This is a genomic window from Micromonospora sp. NPDC005220 (genome assembly GCF_040607895.1).
Taxonomy (GTDB): domain Bacteria; phylum Actinomycetota; class Actinomycetes; order Mycobacteriales; family Micromonosporaceae; genus Micromonospora.
In genome coordinates this window covers 25,593-46,445 of record NZ_JBEXHP010000015.1, presented here as the reverse complement: position 1 = coordinate 46,445, position 20,853 = coordinate 25,593, and the positions used below count along the sequence as shown (strand labels likewise).

18 protein-coding genes, 5 pseudogenes and 1 riboswitch are annotated in these 20,853 nt (G+C 70.4%); of the genes and pseudogenes, 11 read left to right on the top strand and 12 right to left on the bottom strand.

The features are described 5' to 3' along the window. Positions 1-11 precede the first annotated feature (11 nt). The 5 genes from ABZU52_RS09890 to ABZU52_RS09870 all read right to left on the bottom strand — a co-directional run bounded on the left by ABZU52_RS09890 (position 12) and on the right by ABZU52_RS09870 (position 4,879). Positions 12-758 carry an amino acid ABC transporter ATP-binding protein gene (locus tag ABZU52_RS09890; RefSeq protein WP_354970667.1) on the bottom strand — a complete coding sequence of 249 codons (747 nt, stop codon included), beginning with the start codon at positions 756-758 and terminating at the stop codon, positions 12-14. Continuing rightward, a complete protein-coding gene (locus ABZU52_RS09885) occupies positions 755-1,528 on the bottom strand; it encodes an amino acid ABC transporter permease (protein ID WP_354970666.1) in 774 nt (257 codons plus the stop codon). Before ABZU52_RS09885 ends, ABZU52_RS09890 begins: the two co-directional genes overlap by 4 nt. A 39-nt stretch (positions 1,529-1,567) precedes the next feature. Next, positions 1,568-2,449 (bottom strand): ABC transporter substrate-binding protein, encoded by an 882-nt coding sequence (locus ABZU52_RS09880; RefSeq protein ID WP_354970665.1) that lies wholly within the window; start codon positions 2,447-2,449, stop codon positions 1,568-1,570. 100 nt (positions 2,450-2,549) lie between these two features. Further along, positions 2,550-2,690 carry a hypothetical protein gene (locus tag ABZU52_RS09875; protein ID WP_354970664.1) on the bottom strand — a complete coding sequence of 47 codons (141 nt, stop codon included), beginning with the start codon at positions 2,688-2,690 and terminating at the stop codon, positions 2,550-2,552. A 32-nt stretch (positions 2,691-2,722) separates the two neighbouring features. Continuing rightward, a riboswitch (SAM riboswitch) is annotated at positions 2,723-2,834 on the bottom strand. A gap of 86 nt (positions 2,835-2,920) precedes the next feature. Further along, positions 2,921-4,879, bottom strand: coding sequence for an amino acid transporter (locus ABZU52_RS09870; protein ID WP_354970663.1), 1,959 nt, complete (start codon positions 4,877-4,879; stop codon positions 2,921-2,923). 153 nt (positions 4,880-5,032) lie between these two features. Between ABZU52_RS09870 and corA the strand changes: the two genes are divergently transcribed. Continuing rightward, complete coding sequence (corA, locus tag ABZU52_RS09865) at positions 5,033-6,163, top strand: magnesium/cobalt transporter CorA (protein WP_354970662.1); 1,131 nt, start codon at positions 5,033-5,035, stop codon at positions 6,161-6,163. A gap of 15 nt (positions 6,164-6,178) precedes the next feature. Here corA and ABZU52_RS09860 read toward each other — a convergent pair whose 3' ends face one another. Beyond that, complete coding sequence (locus ABZU52_RS09860; RefSeq protein WP_354970661.1) at positions 6,179-6,364, bottom strand: hypothetical protein; 186 nt, start codon at positions 6,362-6,364, stop codon at positions 6,179-6,181. Between the two features lie 209 nt (positions 6,365-6,573). Beyond that, positions 6,574-7,089, bottom strand: coding sequence for a 2'-5' RNA ligase family protein (locus ABZU52_RS09855; protein WP_354970660.1), 516 nt, complete (start codon positions 7,087-7,089; stop codon positions 6,574-6,576). Between the two features lie 78 nt (positions 7,090-7,167). On the opposite strand from ABZU52_RS09855, the gene ABZU52_RS09850 reads away from it, so the two are divergent. The 4 genes from ABZU52_RS09850 (at position 7,168) to ABZU52_RS09835 (ending at position 11,208) form a co-directional block, all read left to right on the top strand. Next, on the top strand, positions 7,168-7,677 hold the full coding sequence (locus ABZU52_RS09850; RefSeq protein WP_354970659.1) for a DUF664 domain-containing protein: 510 nt from the start codon (positions 7,168-7,170) through the stop codon (positions 7,675-7,677). A gap of 95 nt (positions 7,678-7,772) precedes the next feature. Further along, positions 7,773-8,192, top strand: coding sequence for an SCP2 sterol-binding domain-containing protein (locus tag ABZU52_RS09845; protein ID WP_354970658.1), 420 nt, complete (start codon positions 7,773-7,775; stop codon positions 8,190-8,192). Next, positions 8,189-10,252, top strand: a complete 2,064-nt coding sequence (locus ABZU52_RS09840) for a glycogen debranching N-terminal domain-containing protein (RefSeq protein ID WP_354970657.1) — start codon at positions 8,189-8,191, stop codon at positions 10,250-10,252. Before ABZU52_RS09845 ends, ABZU52_RS09840 begins: the two co-directional genes overlap by 4 nt. Positions 10,253-10,302: 50 nt before the next feature. After that, entirely contained in the window at positions 10,303-11,208 is a 906-nt protein-coding gene (locus tag ABZU52_RS09835) for a DUF72 domain-containing protein (RefSeq protein ID WP_354970656.1), read from the top strand. Between the two features lie 35 nt (positions 11,209-11,243). Here ABZU52_RS09835 and ABZU52_RS09830 read toward each other — a convergent pair whose 3' ends face one another. Together ABZU52_RS09830 and ABZU52_RS09825 are read right to left on the bottom strand one after the other, a co-directional pair. Then, complete coding sequence (locus tag ABZU52_RS09830; protein ID WP_354970655.1) at positions 11,244-11,615, bottom strand: hypothetical protein; 372 nt, start codon at positions 11,613-11,615, stop codon at positions 11,244-11,246. 199 nt (positions 11,616-11,814) lie between these two features. Then, positions 11,815-12,444, bottom strand: coding sequence for a hypothetical protein (locus ABZU52_RS09825; protein WP_354970654.1), 630 nt, complete (start codon positions 12,442-12,444; stop codon positions 11,815-11,817). Positions 12,445-12,641: 197 nt separating this feature from the next. Between ABZU52_RS09825 and ABZU52_RS09820 the strand changes: the two genes are divergently transcribed. Continuing rightward, the gene (locus ABZU52_RS09820; RefSeq protein ID WP_354970653.1) at positions 12,642-12,812 is read left to right on the top strand and encodes a hypothetical protein; all 171 of its coding nucleotides are present in this window, start codon (positions 12,642-12,644) and stop codon (positions 12,810-12,812) included. A 34-nt stretch (positions 12,813-12,846) separates the two neighbouring features. Here the strand turns inward: ABZU52_RS09820 and ABZU52_RS09815 are convergent, their stop codons facing one another. From ABZU52_RS09815 to ABZU52_RS09805, 3 genes are all read right to left on the bottom strand, one after another. Then, complete coding sequence (locus ABZU52_RS09815) at positions 12,847-13,710, bottom strand: alpha/beta fold hydrolase (RefSeq protein WP_354970652.1); 864 nt, start codon at positions 13,708-13,710, stop codon at positions 12,847-12,849. 127 nt (positions 13,711-13,837) lie between these two features. Next, complete coding sequence (locus tag ABZU52_RS09810) at positions 13,838-15,094, bottom strand: hypothetical protein (RefSeq protein ID WP_354970651.1); 1,257 nt, start codon at positions 15,092-15,094, stop codon at positions 13,838-13,840. 175 nt (positions 15,095-15,269) lie between these two features. Further along, the gene (locus ABZU52_RS09805) at positions 15,270-16,082 is read right to left on the bottom strand and encodes a hypothetical protein (RefSeq protein ID WP_354970650.1); all 813 of its coding nucleotides are present in this window, start codon (positions 16,080-16,082) and stop codon (positions 15,270-15,272) included. A gap of 66 nt (positions 16,083-16,148) precedes the next feature. Between ABZU52_RS09805 and ABZU52_RS09800 the strand changes: the two are divergent. The 5 pseudogenes from ABZU52_RS09800 to ABZU52_RS09780 form a co-directional block, all read left to right on the top strand. Continuing rightward, positions 16,149-17,661, top strand: a pseudogene (locus ABZU52_RS09800) (ATP-binding protein); the annotation flags it as partial. Next, positions 17,638-19,110, top strand: a pseudogene (locus ABZU52_RS09795) (DNA topoisomerase); the annotation flags it as partial. The pseudogenes ABZU52_RS09800 and ABZU52_RS09795, both read left to right, overlap by 24 nt. A gap of 6 nt (positions 19,111-19,116) precedes the next feature. After that, positions 19,117-19,755 (top strand): annotated as a pseudogene (locus tag ABZU52_RS09790) (toprim domain-containing protein); the annotation flags it as partial. A 32-nt stretch (positions 19,756-19,787) separates the two neighbouring features. Continuing rightward, positions 19,788-20,042: pseudogene (locus ABZU52_RS09785) on the top strand (DNA gyrase subunit A); the annotation flags it as partial. After that, positions 20,016-20,843, top strand: a pseudogene (locus ABZU52_RS09780) (LAGLIDADG family homing endonuclease); the annotation flags it as partial. The pseudogenes ABZU52_RS09785 and ABZU52_RS09780, both read left to right, overlap by 27 nt. Positions 20,844-20,853 lie beyond the last annotated feature (10 nt).

The window sequence follows — 20,853 nt, the reverse complement described above, 5'->3', positions numbered from 1 at the left end:
AACGGCCCGGCTCAGAGCACCTGGTCGAGGAACCGGCGAAGCCGCGGATGCGCGGCCCGCTCGAAGATCGCCTCGGGCGGTCCGGCCTCCAGCACCACGCCCCGGTCCATGAAGGCGACGGTGTCGGCGACCTGCCGGGCGAAGCCCATCTCGTGGGTCACCACCACCATGGTCATCCCGGCGGCGGACAGGTCGGCCATCACCCCGAGGACGCCCTTGACCAGCTCGGGGTCGAGCGCCGAGGTCGCCTCGTCGAAGAGCATCACCTCGGGCCGCAGCGCCAACGCGCGGGCGATCGCCACCCGCTGCTGCTGACCACCGGAGAGCTGCGCCGGGCGGGAATTCGCCTTGCCGGCCAGCCCCACCAGCTCCAGTTGGGCGCGGGCGACCGCGTCCGCCGCGTCCGCATCAAGCTTGCGCAGCCGGCGCAGCGCCAGCGTGACGTTGCGCAGCACGCTCATGTGCGGAAAGAGGTTGAACTGCTGGAACACCATGCCCACCCGCTGCCGCAGCGCGTCCGGGTCGTCGCCCAGCACGCTGCGCCCGTCCAGCAGCACGTCGCCGCGGTCCGGTTCGATCAGCCGGTTGATGGTGCGCAGCAGGGTGGATTTACCCGACCCGGACGGGCCGATGACGCAGGCCGTCGCGCCACGCGGCACCGAGAGGTCGACGCCGCGCAGCACCCGGTTGGGTCCGAACGCGAGGTGCACGTCGCGGACGTCGAGGCTGACCGAGGTGGTCGTGTCGGTGGTGGTCATCGCCGGTCTCCCTGGGTGGCGGCGGGCAACAGCGGCTCGTCGTCCTCGTCGTCCGGTGCGGTGGCCGGTCGCCCGTGCCGCAGCCGCCGGTCGATCCAGTTGACGACGTGCGTCAGCGGGACTGTCAACGCCAGGTAGAAGAGCCCCGCCAGTAGCAGCGCGGACTCGTTGCCGGTGGTGGCCGCGTAGTCCTGCCCGATCCGGAACAGCTCCCGCTGGCTGGCCACCAGGCCGAGGAAGTAGACCAGGCTGGAGTCCTTGATCAGCGCGATGAGCTGGTTCACCCAGGCGGGCAGCACCCGCCGGATGCCCTGCGGGATGATCACCAGCCGCATGGCGTCGGCCCAGGAGAAGCCGAGGGCGCGGGCACCCTCCAACTGGGCGGCCTCCACCGACTGGATGCCGGAGCGGAAGATCTCCCCGATGTACGCGGCGGCGATCAGCGACAGCGCCAGAATGCCCAGCGGATAGGGATCCGGCCCCCAGACCTGCATGCCCAGCGGCGCCAGCCCGACGCCGATCAGCAGGATCGTCGCCGCGGCCGGCAGCCCCCGGAACACGTCGGTGTAGACCCGCGCCGGCCACCGCAACCAGCGGCTGCGGGAGATCCCGGCGACGGCCAGCAGCAGGCCCAGCACCGAGCCGAGCAGGGCGGCGGAGACCGCCAGGATCAGCGTGTTCGGCAACCCGACGGTCAGCATCTCGGGCAGCGCCTCGCGCATCGCGTCGAGGTCGAAGAACGTCTCCCAGAGGGTGCTCAACGGATCCATCGGTCGCCTCTCCTACCGCCCCGCTCGTTCGTCACCGGTTCAGGACGCGCTCGACGCGGACGCCGACGGCGCGGCGGACCCGGCGGGCACCGGCACGGTGCCGCTACCCGGCTTGAAGTCCGCCGGGATCGGCCGACCCGGGTAGTACTGCGCCTGCAACCGGCTCCAGGTGCCGTCCGCGATCACCTCGTCGAGGCCCTTGTTCAGCGCCTCGCGCAGCTTGTCGCTCCCCTTGGCCACGGCGTACGCGGTCGGCGCCGGGCTGAGCTGCTTGGCGGCCACGGTGATCTTGCCGTTGCTGTCGGTGGCCGACTTCTCGCCGATCTCCGCCGGGGCGATCCACGCGTCGGCGGTGCCCGCCTTGAGCTGGTTGATCGCACCGTTGTAGTCGGGCACCCGCACCGGGTTGAGCTGCTTGCCGGTGGCGTAGTCGTCCTGGACGGTGCCCTGCACCACCACGACCCGCTTGCCGGCGAGCTGGTCGAAGCTGGTGATCGGCGAGCCGGCCGGGACGTCCAGACCGAAGTAACCGAAGTCGTAGCCGTTGCCGAAGTCGACTGTCTTCTTGCGTGCCTCGGTGATGGTGATCGAGGAGCTGCCGACGTCGAACTTGCGGTTGTTGACCTGGCTGAGCAGCGCGGAGAAATCGGTGCCGACGAACTCGACAGTGAGCCCGAGCTTGCCGGCCACGGCGGTCAGCAGGTCGTTGTCGAAGCCGGTGAACTTGCCGTCCTTGAGGTACACGTTCGGCGGGGCGTCGGTCAGCGTGCCGGCGCGCAGCACGCCCGGCTGCGCCAGCCCGTACGGGTTGGCGGTGGCGTCGGACGAGCTGTCGTCGCCGCAGGCGGTGAGGGCGGTGGCGGCCAGGATGGTGGCCGCGCCCAGGGCTGCGGCCCGGGTCAGGGCAGGAAGGAATCGCACGGGTGTCTCCGAAGGGTGGTGTCCCGGCGCGCACGGGCGTGCGCCGCCGACGGGGCGCCCGATGGGCGTACCGGTGGAAAGGGGTTCGGGAAGGGAAGTGCTAGAGCGCGATGCCGCGACAACACGCGGCGCTGCACATTCGCATCATGTCCACGTGCCGTCGCCGGGTCAGTGCGGGCGAGGGCCAACCGACGCGGACGTCCACGACGTCGGTCGGTGGGGCGGTGCTGAGGATGCGCATGGTTCTCCCGGGTCTGTGCTGACCTGGGTGCCAGGCCACGCTTGCACCGACGTCGTGCCGGTGCCTGGTCTTCACCCGGGGCACCCCACCGCGGAGGAGGGTTGCCGGCCAGCGAGCCGGGGCTTCGCGCTGGCGCTCATGACCTGCGCCGAGGCTAGCAGCAGGAACGGGTGGGTCGTCCAGTCGTTATGACCACGCTCACCGTCCGCGACGGGCCGCCCGCTCCCAGGTCAGCCCGCGTGCACGTGCGGTCGACGGTGCGGGTCGGGTTCCCGGCGGCGCAGGATCTCCCGGGTCACCGAGGCGATGGCGCCCTGTCCGAACGCCAGGTACCGCAGAAAGTTGCGAGTCGGACCGCCCTCGGACCACTCGAAGTAGATGTGCGGGCGTCGACGGCTGCGGTCGCGGATCTCCAGCAGCAGGGCGGCGAGCGCGGAGGGCACCGACGAACTGGCCAGGCTGAGCACCGGGAAGCGGCCGTCGACCACGCTGCCGCGGACCAGCAGTTCGGTCTCGAAGTCGGACGGGTCGGTGACCTCGACCTCGACGAAGACGATGTCGTTGTCGTCGGGAAAGTCGTTGTCCGCCATGGTCTGGGCCAGCTTGGAGTGGTACTCCGCCTCGTCGCGCCGGTGGGGTTCGTGCGCGACGAGGCGGATCCGCCGCCCCGCTCGTTCGTCGATCATCCGGGCCGCGGCCGGGTCCAGCTCGACGTGGTCGACGCGCAACTCGTAGGCCCGCATGAGCCGGGACAGCACCGACACCAGGATCATCCCACCGATGAAACAGGCCGCGATCTTGACACCGTCCGGGCGTTCCACCACGTTCGCCAGCGTCGTGTAGACGAAGATCACCGCGATGGTTCCGAACGCGATGGTCCGGCCGCGCTGACGACGCCGCACCGCCGCGAGCGTCACCGCCGTCGCGGCCGAGGTGATCAAAACCAGAACGCCTGTCGCGTACGCGCCGCCCTGCGCGTCCACGCTGGCCTTGAAGGTGATCGTGATCAGGAACGCCACGGCGGTGAAGACCAGCACCAGCGGCCGGACGGCTCGCGCCCAGGTCGGCGCCATGCCGTACCGGGGAAGGTAGCGCGGTACGAGGTTGAGCAGACCAGCCATCGCCGATGCCCCCGCGAACCAGAGGATCCCGATGGTGGACAGGTCGTAGATGGTCCCGAACACCCCGCCGAGGTGCGCGTGCGCCAGGTAGGCCAGCGCCCGGCCGTTCGCCGGCCCGCCCGGCTTGAATGCCTCCGGCGGGATCAGCACGGTGGTCGTCACGCTGCTGGTGATCAGGAAGACGCTCATGATCAGCGCCGCGGTGGTGAGCAGCCGGCGGGCGCCCCGGATCCGGCCCAGCGGTCGTGCCTCCGAATCCTGCGGGTCACCCCGTACGCTCGGCATCACGGCGACCCCGGTCTCGAAGCCGGACAGCCCCAGCGCCAGTTTCGGAAAGACCAGCAGCGACAGCCCGACCACCCGCCACGGATCGCCGTGCCCGGTGGTCAGCATGGTGGTCCAGTCCCGGACCGCGCTCGGGTGCGTCACCACCCGCCACAGCGAGTCGGCCACCACCACCGCGTTCAGCGTCAGGTAGATCACGACCAGGACGACGGCGATCCCGATGGCCTCGCCGAATCCCTTGAGGAACACCGCGCCCAGCAGCGACACGAGCAGCAGCGTGAGCAGCACCTCGTGACCCTTGAGCCCGCTCGGCCAGAACGGGTTCTCGTCGATGTGCGCCGTCGCGTCGGCGGCCGAGAGGGTGATGGTGATGATGAAGTCGGTGGCCGCGAAACCCAGCAGCACCAGCACCAGCAACTTGCCCGGCCAGTAGCTGAGCAGACGTACCAGCATCGCGATGGAGCCCTCACCGTGCGGGCTCTCCACCGCCACCCGCCGGTAGACCGGCAGCGCGCCCAGCAGGGTCACCAGCACCAGCACCAGGGTCGCCACCGGCGAGAGCGCCCCGGCGGCCAGCGCCGCAATGCCCGGCTGGTAACCCAGCGTCGAGAAGTAGTCGACACCGGTCAGGCACATCACCTTCCACCACGGGTGGTGCTGGCGCTCCGGCGGACGCCCGTGCGGCCCCGGGTGCTGCACGGCCTGGTCCGAGCCGGCGTCGAGCAGCCACCCCCGCAACCGGCCGGCGCGTCTGTCGACCTTCACCGGCGCGTCCCCCGTCATCCCGCCCACGGTCACCGTGAGTATCCGCCCGTCGGTGCGCCCCCGTCCCCCGGTGCGCGGAACCGGCCGACCCCACGGCGGGTTTCGGGCCCAGGACAGGGGGGAAGCAGCGCCCCGGGCTGGACCGGACGGCGCCGAGGGAGGGGACAGGGCATGGTCGGCGGCCGTCGCGTCCGTCCCGGTGGTGGCTTCGGCCGCCAACTCGACGAGTACGAGAAGAGGGTCGGCGTGCCGCCGCCCACGGAGCCGCCCACCCCGTCGCACGGCGGTCTGGTCGACAGCGCGGTCTACATCCGAGGGCACCGGTTCGCCTCTCCGTCCGGCCTCGCCGAGACGTACCGCTGCCTCCAGGAGCAGGACGACGCGATGGCCTGGATCGGGTTGTACCGGCCGGACACCGACCAGATCACCTCGCTGGCCCACGAGTTCCGGCTGCACGACCTGGCGGTCGAGGACGCGATCAACGCCCACCAGCGGCCCAAGCTGGAACGGTACGGGCACACCCTGTTCGTGGTGCTGCGCGCCGCCCGCTACGACGACCTCCGGGAGGAGGTCGAGTTCTCCGAGCTGCACCTGTTCATCGGGCCGGGATTCGTGGTCACCGTCCGGCACGGCGAGGCACCGGACCTGGCCGCTGTGCGCCGGCGGATGGAGACCGAGGCGCAGATGCTCGCCCGGGGCCCGGAGGCGGTCCTGTACGCGATCCTCGACCAGGTCGTCGACGGGTACGCGCCGGTGGTGGCCGGGCTGGAGAACGACATCGACGAGATCGAGACCCAGGTGTTCGGCGGCGACCCGAACGCCAGCCGGCGCATCTACGGCCTCAGCCGCGAGGTCATCCAGTTCCAGCGGGCCGCCCGCCCCCTGCTCAGCGTGCTCGACGCGCTGGCCGACGGCGCCGGCAGTGCCAGCACCGACGAGGAGTTGCGCCGCTACCTGCGCGACGTGACCGACCACCTGACCCAGGTGGTGGAGCGGGTGGACGGTTTCCGGCACCTGTTGCAGAACATCCTCACCGTCAACGCCACCCTCGTCTCGCAGCAGCAGAACGAGGAGATGCGCAGCCTCACCGCGGCCAGCTTCGCCCAGAACGAGGAGCTGAAGAAGGTCTCGTCCTGGGCGGCGATCCTCTTCGCACCCACGCTCATCGGCACCGTGTACGGAATGAACTTCGTCCACATGCCGGAGCTGAACTGGCGCTTCGGCTACCTTTTCGCGCTGCTGTTGATGCTGCTGGTCTGCGGCACCCTCTACGCGATCTTCAAGCGGCGCGGCTGGCTCTGAACCCTCGGCCGCACCTCACTCGATGCCGCGCAGGATGTGCCGTTCGTCCTCGACGTCGTCGTCGCCGGCACCGATCCGGCCAAGTAGTACGGCGGCCGCCCAGATCGTCAATGGCGTTGCCGCCCCGGTCATCCCGCCGCCGGTCCGGTCTTCCCGGGTCTGGCTCCGCTCCGTGCGCGGTGGCCTGCGCTGAGCCTGCATGGGCCCTGCCTCTCCTCGTCGAAGCCGTCGTGGGGCGGCGCGGGGCAGACCCCGCGCCACCGGCCGGGCGAACCGCCTGCCAGCAGCCCACCACCGGTACGACAGCCACTCGAACCTTCCCACGCCTGGCCACATCCGCACCGGTTGTTTTCAGGTTTTCGACTGACGCCCGCCAAACCGGACATTACGCATCGGTGGTCGAGGCACGGTCAAGGCAGCGGGTGGGCGATGCCGCGCGCGTGGTCGGTGAGCGCCGCGCCGACCACTGTCGCGGCCAGCGGCAACACCTCCAGGCAGCGGCGCACCGCGGCGGCCATCAGCACGTTCGGCACCCGCATGGAGAGCGTGCAGTGCGGCACCCAGCGCCCCGGCTGGTAGTGCTCGGCGAGGGGGATGCCGGCGGCGGCGAGCCGGTCGTGCACCAGCCGGTGGTGTGCCAGCAACTCCGGGGTGGGCGCCGGGCCGAGCCAGAGCACCCGACCGACGAACTGGCCGGCGTGCTGGAAGTCGAGCCGAAGCGGGGCGGCCACCACCGTCCCCTGTAGTGCCTCGGCGACCTGCTCCGGGTCGAAGCGGGGCGCCACCGTGAGCGAGACGTGCGGGCGGTGGCGCTGCTCCAGCAGCGAACGCATGCTCTGCACGCCCTCGGCCTCCAGCGCGTCCCAGAGCACCCGGATCCGGCGGGTGGCGTCCGGGTCCAGGTACAACTCCACCGCGGCGACCATTCGATCACCGTAGTGGCCGAGGTTTGCCCGCCCGTCTCCGGCGGTACCTGATCGGAACCCAACCAGGAGGGCGTACCCGTGAACGTGAGTGACCTGCTGACCGAGGCGTACGACCGACTGCCCGACCTCGTCCGCGCGGCGGTCGACGGCCTCAGCCCGGAGCAACTGCGCCACCAACCCGGGCCTGGCGCCAACTCGATCGGCTGGCTGGTCTGGCACCTCACCCGGGTGCAGGATCACCACATCGCCGACCTGCTCGACGCCGACCAGGTCTGGGTGAGCGGCGACTGGGCCGGGCGGTTCGGGCTCGCCGCCAGCCCCGACGACACGGGCTACGGTCATTCGGCCGCAGAGGTCGCGGCCGTGCGGCCGGAGAGCGCGCAAGCGTTGATCGACTACTACGAGGCGGTCGCGGCGCGTACCGGATCGCTCCTGGCCGGCCTCGGCCCAGCGGACCTGGACCGGGTGGTCGACGAGGCGTGGGATCCGCCGGTCACCCTCGGCGTCCGCTTGGTCAGCATCGCCGAGGACGACCTGCAACACGTCGGCCAAGCCGCCTATGTGCGGGGCCTGATCGAAGCCGGCTGAGGAAGCCCGCCACTCGCGGCACCTCACCCGTTTCGGGTGAACCGCGCTCACCCCGGCCCGGGTGATCCTGCGGAAAGCCGTGGGGAGGGGGCCTGATGGGCGCGACGGCGGAGCAGTACCTGCAACAGTTGGACACCGGTCGGCGGTCCGACCTGCCGGAGACCACCGCAGGAACGCTGCGGCTGGATGTCCGCGACAACGGCAGCACCGATCACTGGTACCTGACCATCTCCGACCAGCAGGTCCAGGTGGCGCGGTCGGCCGATGAGGCCGATCTGGTCGTCGGCGCGGACCGGTGGGTGTTCGACCGGATGGTCAACGGTCAGCTGCATCCCGGCGTGGCTCTGCTGCGCAACGAGCTGACCGTGCAGGGCAACATGCAACTGCTGATGTTGCTGCGGCGGATCTTCAAGGGGCCGAGCGGCGCCCGTCATCCGCGGGAGTTGGGCCGAGCCGCCATGGCCGCTCGGGCCTCGGGTCGAAGCGCGGCGGGCGCCCGGGGGGAACGGTCGTGAGGCAGGAACTACTGCACGTGATCGCCGGCAACGTGTTCGCGATCAGCGACGCCCAGGGCGACATCGAGGCCGACCCGCGGGCACCGGTCGGGCTCTTCGCGTACGACACCCGCTTCCTGTCGCACTGGGTGCTCAGGATCGACGGCGAACGGATCAACGCGCTCTCCCGCGACGACATGACGTACTTCGAGACCCGGTTCGTCCTGGTCCCCGGCGCGGCCAGCCACTACGTCGACGCCGACGTGTCGATCATCCGCCACCGCTCGATCCACGACTGTCTGCACGAGCGGATCACGGTGCTCAACCACTCGTCACAGCCTGCCGACTTCACGATTCGAGTGGAGATGGGCAGTGACTTCACCGACATCGCCGAGTTCGGCCACCTCCGCCAGCGGGCCGTCGAGGTCACCGCGGACTCGGCGAACCACCGGCTCGTGCTCCGCTACCAACGGCAGCGGTTCGTCCGCCAGACCACCGTGCGGAGCACCGAACCGGTCGAGGTGGACGAGGGAGGAATGACGTTCCGGATCCGGCTCGCCCCGGAGGGGAAGTGGGAGACCGACCTGCACGTCGCCATGACCATGGGCGGTGCGGACGGGCAGGACGTCCGCGCCGCCCTGGAGTCCCACCAGCGGGCCGTGCGTACCGGGATGCGTGAGAGCCTGGCGGACTGGATGGACCGGGCGCCGCATCTGGTGGCCGAACGCGCCGGCCTGGAGGAGATGTACCGGGGCAGCCTGGCCGACCTGGCGGCGCTGCGGTACCGGCCGCTGGCGTACGACGCCCGAGTGCCGATCGCTGGTCTGCCGTGGCAGATGTGGTTGTGCGGACGGCACAGCATCATCACGTCTCTGCAGACGCTGGCGTTCACTCCCCAACTGGCCCTCGCGACGCTGCGGATGCTGGCCTTCATGCAGGGCGGCCAGCTCGACGACGATCTGGACGAGGAACCGGGCAAGATCCTGGCCCACCTCCGTTACGGCGAGTCCAGCGCGTTCGGCGACCGGACGAACGCGCTGTACTACGGCTCGGCGGACACCAGCCCGCTCTTCGTCGTCCTTCTCGACGAGTACGAGCGGTGGACCGGTGACGCGGACCTGGTACGCGAGTTGCGCCACCCGGCCCGGATGGCGCTGGACTGGATCGACGAGTACGGCGACCTGACCGGGGACGGCTACCTGCGCTACCAGCGTCGCAACGAGCGGGACGGCGCGATCAACCAGTGCTGGAAGGACTCTCCGGATGGGATCACCAGCGCCGGCGACCGGCAACCCGCCTTTCCCCGCGCCACCTGCGAGTTGCAGGGCTACGCGTACGACGCGAAGAGGCGCGGGGCCCGGCTGGCCCGGGAGTTCTGGGGCGACCCAGGGCACGCCGACCGGCTGGAGCGGGAAGCCGCCGCGCTGAAGGACCGCTTCAACCGGGACTTCTGGCTGCCGCACCGGGATTACTACGCGTTGGCGCTCGACCCGTACGGTGAGCCGGCCGACGCGCTGGCCTCCAACATGGGGCACCTGCTGTGGAGCGGTATCGTCCCGGACGACCGCGCGCAGACGGTTGCCGAGCACCTGGTCGGACCGCGGTTGTTCAGTGGTTGGGGGGTGCGAACCTTCGCCACCGGGCAGCGCCCGTACAACCCGGTGGGCGTCCACCTGGGCGCCGTGTGGCCGGCGGACAACGCACTGATCGCCGCCGGGCTGCGCCGTTACGGCTGTGACACGCAGGCCGCCACGATCGCGGGCGGCATCTTCGACATGGCGCAGACTCTCGTTGGGGCGGTGCCGGAGGCGATCGCCGGGCACGAGCGCAGCCTGACGAAGTATCCGGTCCAGTTGCCGGGGGCCGGCCGCCCGCAGTCGTGGTCGTCGGGGGCGCTGCTGATGCTGTTGAGCACCATGCTGGGGTTGCGACCCACCGGCGACAACCTGTTGGTGAACCCGGCCGTGCCCGAGGGGTTCGGCCGGCTGGAGCTGCTGGACGTCCCGGGCCGCTGGGGCCACGCCGACGCCTACGCCAGGGACCGGACCACCGAGGCTCGGCAACGCACGCGACTCCGCTGAGGCCCGCCCAGCGGTTGCCGATCCGCGCCGGTGGCGGTCCACTGAACGACATGGCTGTGATCAAGGTGGGCACGTCGTCCTGGGCGGACCAGTCCCTGCTGCGCTCCGGGTGGTACCCACGCTCGGCCAGCACGCCGGCCCGTCGGCTGGGCTTCTATGCCAGCCGGTTCCCGTTGGTCGAGGTGGACACGTCCTACTACGCCATCCCGGTGCCGGAGACGACCCAGGGCTGGGTGGACGCCACACCTGACGACTTCACCTTCGACGTCAAGGCGTTCAGCCTCTTCACCGGCCATCCGACGCCGGTCGCCGTGCTGCCCCGGGACCTGCGTCCGGCCGCCGGCCCGAGCCGGATCCGCCGCCGTGACCTGCCGGAACGGGCGTACGACGAGCTGTGGGCCCGGTTCCGCGCGGCCCTCGACCCGATCGCGGCGGCCGGCAAGCTCGGTGTGGTGATGTTGCAGTTCCCGCCATGGCTGGTGCGCAGCTCCGCGGCCGAACGCCGGATCGTCGAGCTGGCGCAGCGTTGCCGGCCGTGGCGGGTCGGTGTGGAGCTGCGGCACGGTTCCTGGTTCGACGATGACGCCGCGGCGGACACGCTGGAGCTGCTACGCGCCCACGAGCTGTCGCTGGTCTGCGCCGACATGCCACAGGGGCATCCGTCGTCGGTGCCGCCGATCCTGACCATGACGGCGGAGCCGGCGATCGTCCGGTTCCACGGTCACAGCGACGCCTGGGGCGAGGGCGACAAACAGGACAAGTTCCGGTACGCGTACGCCGAGGACGAGCTTCGGCACTGGGCCAGACTGCTGGCCGAGTTCGCCGGTCTCCCCGACCAGCTGCACGTGCTGTTCAACAACTGTTGCGCCGGCCAGGCCCAGCGCGATGCCACCCGGCTGGCGCAGCTGCTCGCCGAGACGATGGTCGCCGATCACAGCGTCCCGGCGAGCAGCTGACCGCCGCACGTGCCACCCGTCGGGCGCGGGTCCGTTCAGGACCGCCGGCCCCGGGTGCGAAGTGCGTCCTGGGTCGACTCGCCGATGTCCGCGTCGTCGGGGAAGGGCCGTTCGCTGGGGGCGGGATCGGGTGGGGCACCCGGGCCGGCCGTCGTCGTACGGGTCGGCTCGACCGGGCCGAAGCCGTGTCGTCCCGCCGGGTCCGACCGGCCCGCCGGGGCACCGGCGCGCCGCTCTCCGCGCCGCCCCTCGGGCACCGCTGTCTCCTCGCTGCCCTCGTCCATCGGTGAGTCGTCGTCAGTGCCCCAGGGCGCGTCGGCGTCGAAGCCGTCGCTGGTGCCCCACGGCTTGGTCGCCTCCGGCTCGAGCCGGTCGTTGTTCCCGCCGCGTCCCTTGTGCGCCGTCATGGCCACCCCGCTCGTCGGTCCGCCGCTACCGGCGGACGATGTGCCGTCCTCGGGTCCGGACCGCCCGCCCGACCTCGTCGTACGACGAGTCGCCGGCACGCCGCTGCGTGCGCGGGATCCGTCGTCGTCCCGGTGCGCGCGCAGGGCCGGCCAGCGCCCCGCCGTCGAGGTGGCGGCGGGACGCCGGCCGGCCCGACGTTCAGCGCCCGGCCATCGCCATCGGCCGCTTGCCGTTGCTCATTCCCGCCACCTTGATCATGGTCTTCGAGGCGCCCTTCATTCCGCCGGCGCGTCCGAGCATGCCGCGGAACACCTGGCCCGGCTTCTGCTGTTCACCCATGTACGCGGTGACCACGACCAGGGTGCCGGTCAGCGCCGGAATGGCCCACTGGAGCAGCTTCATCTGCCGCTGCGACGAGGCCACGCTGGCCGGGGTCTGGGGGTTCGGCTCGGTGGCACCGCTCACCGGCGGGTTTCCCGCCTTCTCCAACCGCATGCCTACCAACCGGCTGTAGCCGGTGACCGCCAGGGCGCCGATGGTCAACGCGGTCTTGATGGCGCTGGCCCGGCCGACGCCGGACTGGGCCGCCACCCGTGGGCTCTCGGTCACCAGTTCGCCGACCGCACCGGCCAGGTGGGCGCCGATCGCGGCCGCGTTGACCGGTGTCCACTTGGACCAGCCGGCCGAGGCGACCGGGAGTCGCTGGGTCGAGTCGCTGATTTTCGCCGCCGCGCCGTTGACGCCCAGGGCACCCATGAGGGAGCCGCCAAACCAGGCCGCCAGGCCCAGATCGTGCATCGAGCGCAGTGCGGTATGCCGTTCGGACATGTGATCCCCTTCCGCCGTGTCGGGCGGTGCGGCTTACCCGCCGGTCGGGCGGTTAACCCCGCCCCGAGTGGGCCGTTCCGTGCCGTGGAGGGCAGCTACGGGACATCCCTGGCGTCGGCGGGCCGGCCGGGCCCGAGCAGGAGTCGTTCGCCCGGTGGCGGGTAGATGCCGAGCGACGCCGACGAGAGGGGAACGCGATGTCGCAGCCGGACGAGAGCCGGGAGAAGACCCCCAAAACAGACGCGGTGCTCATGCACCCCGACAACGACCCACACCGGAACACCGCCGAGGTCGCGCCCCGGAGGGAGCACGCCGAGATCCAGGTGGAACGGGACGGCGAACTGGTGCCGCTGGACCAGGACGAGTGAGCCGACGGTCGTCCGCCGACCGGCCGGGTACGGCTCAGCGGGGCGGCAGGTCGCCGGCGAAACCGGCGATCCGCCGCGCCAGCGGGTCACTCGCGCGGACCCAGGTGAAATGGTCCAACGTCGCCCCGGCCTGCGCCACTGTGTACCGCTCCCGGGTCACCGCCGCGGCGCCGAGCTTGGCGCAGAGGTGATCCATGGTCTCGTGCGGGGTGTACTGGTCATCGTCCACACTGACGGCCAGCACCGGCGTCCGTACCGCGTGCACCGCCGCCTCGGTGTCCGCGCCGTCGAGCCGGGGGAACCGACCGGTCCGCGCGGTGTACGCCCAGTCCCGGATCACGCCGCGCGCCTGCCGACCGCCGAAGCCCCAGCCCGGCCAGACCCCGAGCAGCGCCGCCGTGGCGGCGATTCCCTGGGTGTAGGGCAGCACGCCGAGGCCGCGCAGACCCGGGTAGCTCCGCCAGTACGGGATGCCGACCGCGATCAGCGCCAACCCGTCCACCTCGTCACTGCCGTGCAGGGCGAGGTGCAGCAGCGCGGCCTGCCCGCCGAGCGAGTGCCCGAGAAGCAGTCGGGTCCGTCCGTCCAGCCGTGGCTTGAGGGCGGCCAGGACGGCGCCCACGTCGTCGGCCAGTTCGGCGTAGCCGTGCCGGTCCGCCCGGCTCGGCGCGGGCGTGCTCGCCCCGGTGCCGCGCAGGTCGGCCACCACGACGGCCAGCCCGGCGGCGCGCAGCGCGGCGGCGAAGGGCCGGTAGTACCGGGCCCGGACCCCCATCGCGGGCCAGATCACCACCACCGGCGCACCCGTCACTCCGACCGGTTCCGGGTATACCTGCACACTGAGCCGGCCACCGTCGACGTCGACGAACTCCTGCGCGTACTCCGGATCCCCGTTCACCGGGCCAGCCTACGGCCTGACGTTACCGGCGGGTAGCAGCAGGCGGCCGGGTCGTCGCGACGGGCGGACAGGCCGCGCGCGACGGAGGGCCCCGCCGTCCGGCGGGGCCCTCCGAAGGACGCTGCGGTCAGGAGACCGTGATCGACCCGTTGCTGGCCCGGACGCAGGCCACCGAACGGGCGCTGGTGGAGGCCGCGCCGCTCAGGCACTGGCCGAGCACCTGGTGCCCGGTGGCGTTCGGGTGCCACGACTCCTGGCAGGTCTGGAAGTAGCTGACGCAGGTGTTCGCGATCCGCTGGATGGCGATCTTGTCCTTGCCGGCGAGGCTGGTGACGAAGGTGCCGGTAGCGCCGTCCTGAAGCCGGATCGGCGTGGCCAGCGCGCCGCTCGGGCTGCTGGTCTGCTCGCAGAGCCGGGCGCCGTTGAAGGCCTGCTGCACGTTCAGGTACACCAGGTCGTCAGCGGGGAACTCGGCGGCCAGAGTGTCCCTGGTGGACTTCACGATGCCGCCCAGACCCTGGGAGAAGCGGTGGCCCGGCGCCAGACTGGCCCGGTGGATCGGGCAACCGGCCGCGTACCGCTCGGCGCCCAGGTCCCGGAACTTGTCCCGGGTGTCGTCCCGGCTGTCCTCCTCGTGGAACTGCTGGTTCAGGTCCAGCGGCAGCGGGTTCGTGTAGTCCTGGAACACCACCCGGTGCTGCCCGTCCGCGTCCACCTCGTCGAGGGTGGTCAGGATCTGGCGTACGGCCGCGGTGGTCTCCGCGGTGGCGGCGCTGAGCTGCGCGGCGGTGGCCAGGTCGGCGTCGCTGCACGGCTTCTGCTCCACCGGCCCGTTCAGGTACGCCCAGAACTCCCACCAGCCGGTCCAGGCGTCGGCGATGAACCGGTTGGCGCACTTCTCCGCGACGCTGCCGAAGGTGAACGAGCTGTTGTTGGAACCGAGGCCGATCAGCACCAGGTCGATGTCCTGGGTCTGCGCGACGGCGCGCAGCTGGCTCAGCTGCGAGGCCACCGTCCGGCCGTTGGTCCGCGCCTGGGAGGCGTTGGCGATGTCGTGTGGCTGGCCACCGGAGCAGGCCAGGTTGAAGCGGTTCTGGATGCCCGGCAGGTTGGCCTGGTTGAGCGAGGCGTTCGCCGAACGGTGGCAGAAGTACGCGTTGTTGTTCGCCGCCGTCCAACCGGGGAAGCCCTGGCTGACGCCGTTGGCGTCAACCACCGGGGTGTACGCCCCGGCGCCCTCGCCACTGATGAAGCTGTCCCCGAGCGCCACCGCGGCGGTGGGCAACGCGGCGGACGCGGGTGCGGGCAGCGCGACGGCGGTCGACAACGCGGCCATGGCGATCGTTAGTCCCGCGGCGAGCGCGGTACGCCGGAACCTGGGCATGGGGGCTCCCATTCATCGAAAGATGAAAGATTCTCTGAGAGCGCGATCAGATCACCCCTGTGCGACGGGCGTCAATGGCCCGTAACAGATTCGTTCGATGAAAGACACGCGCACGTAGGCACCGCGCCGTAGCGCGTCGAGGCTGGTGCGTGTTGGTACCTCGCGGCGCGCGGGGCTACCGCGCGGTCGGGCCGCCGCGTCGGTTCCGCACGGCCGCGCCGACGGCGTTCAGACCGACACCCCAGATCAGCAGTACGCAGAGCCACTGCACCCACCGCAGTGCGCTCATCTCGCCGGAGAGCAGGTTGCGCGCGCTGCCGAACGGGGTGAGCCACGGCTGCGCGGACTCCACGCCTCCCAGCAGCGCGAACAGCACCAGCGGCAGAATGATCGTGGCCAGGAACGCCACCACCGCCGAGCGCAGCAACAGGCCCAGCCCGGTGCCCACCAGGCCGGCGACGATCTGCACCAGCACACTGCCCAGCGCGATCGTTCCGGCGAACCGCCACGGCTCGTCGGCGACGTCGGCCGGGGTGAGGGCCAGCGTGGCGGCGCAGATCAGCACACCGGCGACGCCGATGACGACAGCCGGCAGCCCCACCGCCAGCACGGTGGGCACTACCGGAACGCGGGCAGGCGCCCGTCGCATGTCGCGTACCAGCAGGATGCCGAAGAGCGGCGTCGCGACCGACATCAGGCTCTGGACCGTGCCGGAAAGCTCGGCGAACGTCCGGTCGGCGGGAGCCACCGCCGCGACCAGCGCCACGGCGGCCAGCAGCCCCGCCACCAGGGTGCCCACCAGCAGCCACCACCGGGCCCGGGTGCCGAGGGATCGTCGCGCAGCGTTACCGATCGTCTCGTCTACCTCGACCGCCTCCTGATCTTCTCGACCCGGGCCGGCGTGGAATCGGCGCAACCCCGCGCGCAACCGGCCGCGATCATGCGCGAGCGTACCGGTGACGATGTCTTCACGTGTTCCCGTGATCACCCACTGGTGTTCGTTGGCTCACGTCCGGAGGGCCGCGCGCGGCGGGTCGTGCGGGGCCTCCGGGAGTTGTCCTAGCCTCGGGCTAGGCTCGCTGCGGCGCGCCACGCCGGCTGATGTCGCCGGTGACCGGCAGCACACCGCCGAGACCGGGGAGTACGACCAGTTGACCGCAGAGCCTGACACCCTGTACGGGGCCGATGACCTCACCCACCTTGAGGGGCTGGACGCTGTCCGCAAGCGGCCCGGCATGTACATCGGTTCCACCGATAGCCGTGGCGTGGGTCACCTCGTCAACGAGATCCTCGACAACTCCACCGACGAGGGTGTCGCCGGTCACGCGAGCCACGTCGAGGTGATCCTGCACGCCGACGGCTCGGTGCAGGTCGACGACGACGGCCGGGGCATCCCCACCGACGTGCACGCCAAGTCCGGCATCTCCGGCGTCGAGCTGGTGCTGACCCGGCTGCACGCGGGCGGCAAGTTCGGCGGCTCCGGCTACAAGACCTCCGGCGGTCTGCACGGCGTCGGCGCGTCCGCGGTCAACGCGCTGTCCCGCCGCTTCGACGTGACAGTTCGCCGGGCCGGCAAGACCCACGCGATGTCGTTCCGGCACGGTGTGCCGGGCATCTTCGACGGCGACGGTCCGGACGCCCCCTTCACCGCCGGCCCCGGGCTCCAGGTGACCGGCGCGATGAAGCGCGGCCAGCGCACCGGCACCTCGATCCGCTGGTGGCACGACGCCCGCTACTTCGAGACCGGCGCGGCGCTCGACGTCGACGCCGTCCGGATGAAGCTGCGCAACACCGCGTTCCTGGTCCCCGGCGTGACGTACCTGCTCCGCGACCTGACCGGCGAGGCGCCCGCCGAGGAGCGGTTCCACTACCCCAACGGGCTCAGCGACATGGTGGAGTTCCTCGCTCCGGCCGGCGACCGGCCGGTCTCCGGCATCCTGCTGGTCAACGGCGAGGGCACCTACCGGGAGAACGCCGCCGACGCCAACGGCGTCATGCAGTCCAACGTGCAGCGGCGTGCCGAGGTCGAGGTGGCGTTCCGGTGGGGCACCGGTTACGAGCGCACCGTCGAGTGCTTCACCAACACCATCCGCAACGCGCACGGCGGCACCCACCGCAAGGGCTTCGAGCGGGCCCTCGTCCGCGCGCTCGCCGACGCGATCCGCAACACCCGCGGCCTGCTCAAGGCCAAGGAGGAGCCGCCCACCCTGGACGACGTCCTGGAGGGGATGACCGCGGTGGTGCACGTGCGGATTCCCGAGCCGCAGTTCACCTCGCAGACCAAGGACGAGCTCTCCACCACCGGCATCACCAAGGTTCTCCAGTCGCTGGTCGACGCGCACGTCAAGGCCTGGCTGGAGGACCGGCGCACCAAGGCCGAGGCGCGCACCGTGCTCCAGAAGATCGTCGACGCCGCCCGGGTGCGACTCACCCAGAAACAGCAGAAGGACGCCGCCCGGCGCAAGACCGCGCTGGAGGGCGCGTCCATGCCGCCGAAGCTGGTCGACTGCCGTGCCACCGGGGTGGAACGGAGCGAACTGTTCATCGTCGAGGGAGACAGCGCCCTCGGTTGCTTTACCGGTGACACGAAAGTCGCACTGGCCTCAGGGCAGAGTCGATCCTTCGCTGACTTGGCTGCAGACTGGCAGCGAGGAATCAGCCACTTCGGTTACACGACCAACAAGGCCGGCCGGGTGGTGGTCGCCCCCCTGGTGGAGCCCCGGCTCACCAAGTCTGACGCGCCGTTAGTGCGGGTTACGCTCGACAACGGCGAGTCGGTGCGCTGCACGCCGGATCATCAGTTCCGGCTGCGCGACGGCTCCTACCGTCGGGCTGACTCGCTCGTCGAGGGCGACTCCCTGATGCCCCTGTACCGCCGCCTGTCCAGTAAGGCGGAAGGGCACAACCTCCAGGGCTACGAGCGGGTCTGGATGAACGACCGGGACGAATGGGTCTACACCCACTACCTGACTGACGCGTGGAATCTGCGCCATGGCAAGGACAGCGCAACCAACGGGAATGTCCGTCACCACATCGACATCAACAAGCGCAACAACGACCCGCGCAACCTGCGGCGGATGACCTGGCCGGATCACACCGCACTCCACGCCGCAATGATGGGCGAGCATGTCCACGCCGGTTGGCGGGAGTGGTTCGCCAACGGCGGCCGGGAGTTCCGGTCAGCCATGCTGACGGCTCAGTGGCGGGATCCTGATTTCCGTGAGGCGTGTCTCGCTCGCCTGTTCGCGCTCAATGAGTCGCCAGCGTTTCGCGCTAGATTCGCGAAGGGCTTCCAGGACTGGTACAACGCGCTCGGCGCCGAGGAGCAAGGCGCTTACGCCGAGCGGATGCGTGAGCGGCAGGCCACGTACTGGGCGCACCCTGAGCATCGGGCAGCGGCAGCCGAACGGGTTCGCCAATACTTTGCTGACCCGTCTCGTCGCCAACAGTGGCGCGAGCGCTCGGTGCAACAGTGGCAGGACCACGAATTGCGTACCTGGCGCTCTCGGAAGACTGTAGAGCAGTTTGCGGACCCCGACGAGCGAGACCGCCAGCGCAATGCGGTGTTGGCCTGGCATCGGGACAATCCAGAATTTGGTGATCAACATTCCCGTCGGATGAGGCGGCGGATGACTGATCCGAGCACCGGTCACCTGGCGAAGGTGCAGGCCGGACGTACTCGATACGTCGACAACGTGCCTCGTGAGGAACGCGTCGGCCAGCAGAACGAAGGTCGCCGTCTAGCAGCGCTCCGTCGGCTGGCACCGTTGTTGGCGCATCCCGATGAGGAATTGTCAGCCGCTTACGAAGCCGAGCGGATGCGTACCGCTCGCACCGGCCTCCGCTTCGCGCGGCTTCTAGCCCTGTACGACGGAGATTACGGCCGACTTCGTGACGCCGCGTCGCTTGTCAATCACCAAGTGGTGTCGGTGGAGGTGCTCGACGAGACAGCCGATGTCTACGACCTGACGGTTGACGGGTACCAGAACTTCGCCCTCGAAGCTGGCGTGTTCGTCCACAACAGCGCCCGGGTGGCGCGGACCTCCGAATACCAGGCGCTGCTGCCGATCCGCGGCAAGATCCTCAACGTGCAGAAGGCCAACCTCCAGCAGGTTCTGGACAATGCCGAGTGCGCGGCCATCGTGCAGGTTCTCGGCGCCGGCTCGGGGCGCACCTTCGACCTCTCCGCGCTGCGCTACGGGCGCGTGCTGATCATGGCCGACGCCGACGTGGACGGCGCCCACATCCGAACGCTGCTGATCACCCTGTTCGCCCGGTACATGCGGCCGCTGATCGAGGCCGGGCGGCTCTACGCCGCGATGCCGCCCCTGCACAAGATCACCACCAAGGGGCGCAATCCGCAGACCGTCTACACCTACACCCAGGTCGAGATGGAGACGACGGTCCGCAAGCTGGAGAAGTCCGGCAAGCAGATCGTCACCCCCATCCCACGGTTCAAGGGTCTCGGTGAGATGGACGCCGACGAGTTGTGGGACACCACGATGAACCCGGCCACCCGTGCCGTCCGCCGGATCACCCTCGACGACGTCGACGCCGCCGAACGCATCCTCGAACTGCTGATGGGCGAGAAGGTCGAGCCGCGTCGCAACTGGCTCATCGACTCCGCCGACCGGGTCGACCGGGAAGCGATCGACGCATGATCACCTGTCTTGTTCGAGTGGAGAGCTGAGTCATGGCACGCCGTAAGGAAAACAAGGTCGATCTCTCCTCGTTCGACCAGGCCGGCGCGCGGGTCTTCGACAACCCGCTGGTCACCGAGGTCTCCGACTCTTACCTGGAGTACGCGTTCTCGGTCATCCACTCCCGTGCCCTGCCCGATGCCCGCGACGGCCTCAAGCCCGTGCACCGGCGCATCCTCTGGTCGATGTACGAGCAGGGCTACCGCCCCGACCGCGGGCACGTGAAGTCTGCCCGCATTGTGGGCGACTGCTTCGTTGCCGGCACCCTCGTCTCTACGCCCGACGGATTGCGGGCCATCGAGGAGATCGAGGTCGGGGATCTCGTGCTGGACGGCGACGGAGCCTCCGTGCCGGTGAATGCCGTGTACCGGAACCCGACTTCCGACCTCGTACGCGTCACCTGGAGCAATGGGCACACGATGCTCGTCACCCCGGGCCAGCGCTTCCGCGTGGTCGCCGATGACCTCTCACTTCGATGGGTGGAGGCTCAGGATCTCGCGGGGCAGTTGGCGTTGGCGTACGGGAGCCGCCGCCATGCGGTGTCGACGCCCGCCGGTGACGTCTACGACTATGTGCGCGGGCTGCTGGTGGCTGAGGGCTTCCCTGCTCATCGGTCTCGTGAAGCGGACGGCCGGGTCCGGATCCACATGTGCGACGTCGAGCCGCTGGATGTCGCTCACGGCTGGGCCATCGCCAGTGGAGTGAACGTCTCCCGAGGTAAGCGCGAGGCGCGCAACCCCCTCCATCGCGACCAGCACATTCTGACCTTCAGCCGGCACGAGGGGTTGCTGGAGGCCACACGTCCGCTCAGCCGGGACAAGCACGTGCCGGGCGACATCATCGCGAACCGGTCGGCGTGGGTGCCGTTCCTCGCCGGCTTCTTCGACGGGGACGGCTACGTCCGTAAGCGGTTCAGGGAGATCGTCTTCGTCAGCACGAGCGAGGTGCTGGTGCGGCAGATCTACGCCATGCTCGCCGACCTGGGGCTGCACGGGCACCACTGGACGAGCGGTCGCTCCTCCGCGGGTAACCCGCTCTTTGGTCTCTCGGTCAGCGGTC

Bases quoted from the DNA above. Each gene is read 5' to 3' on its own strand.
- ABZU52_RS09855 (WP_354970660.1), bottom strand. From the start codon at position 7,089: ATGGTCGCCGCGGTGGAGTTGTACCTGGACCCGGACGCCACCCGCCGG.
- ABZU52_RS09875 (WP_354970664.1), bottom strand. From the start codon at position 2,690: ATGCGCATCCTCAGCACCGCCCCACCGACCGACGTCGTGGACGTCCGC.
- ABZU52_RS09885 (WP_354970666.1), bottom strand. From the start codon at position 1,528: ATGGATCCGTTGAGCACCCTCTGGGAGACGTTCTTCGACCTCGACGCG.
- ABZU52_RS09830 (WP_354970655.1), bottom strand. From the start codon at position 11,615: ATGACGGCGCACAAGGGACGCGGCGGGAACAACGACCGGCTCGAGCCG.
- ABZU52_RS09860 (WP_354970661.1), bottom strand. From the start codon at position 6,364: ATGCAGGCTCAGCGCAGGCCACCGCGCACGGAGCGGAGCCAGACCCGG.
- ABZU52_RS09820 (WP_354970653.1), top strand. From the start codon at position 12,642: ATGTCGCAGCCGGACGAGAGCCGGGAGAAGACCCCCAAAACAGACGCG.
- ABZU52_RS09870 (WP_354970663.1), bottom strand. From the start codon at position 4,879: ATGACGGGGGACGCGCCGGTGAAGGTCGACAGACGCGCCGGCCGGTTG.
- ABZU52_RS09810 (WP_354970651.1), bottom strand. From the start codon at position 15,094: ATGCCCAGGTTCCGGCGTACCGCGCTCGCCGCGGGACTAACGATCGCC.
- ABZU52_RS09890 (WP_354970667.1), bottom strand. From the start codon at position 758: ATGACCACCACCGACACGACCACCTCGGTCAGCCTCGACGTCCGCGAC.
- corA (WP_354970662.1), top strand. From the start codon at position 5,033: ATGGTCGGCGGCCGTCGCGTCCGTCCCGGTGGTGGCTTCGGCCGCCAA.
- ABZU52_RS09845 (WP_354970658.1), top strand. From the start codon at position 7,773: ATGGGCGCGACGGCGGAGCAGTACCTGCAACAGTTGGACACCGGTCGG.
- ABZU52_RS09825 (WP_354970654.1), bottom strand. From the start codon at position 12,444: ATGTCCGAACGGCATACCGCACTGCGCTCGATGCACGATCTGGGCCTG.
- ABZU52_RS09835 (WP_354970656.1), top strand. From the start codon at position 10,303: ATGGCTGTGATCAAGGTGGGCACGTCGTCCTGGGCGGACCAGTCCCTG.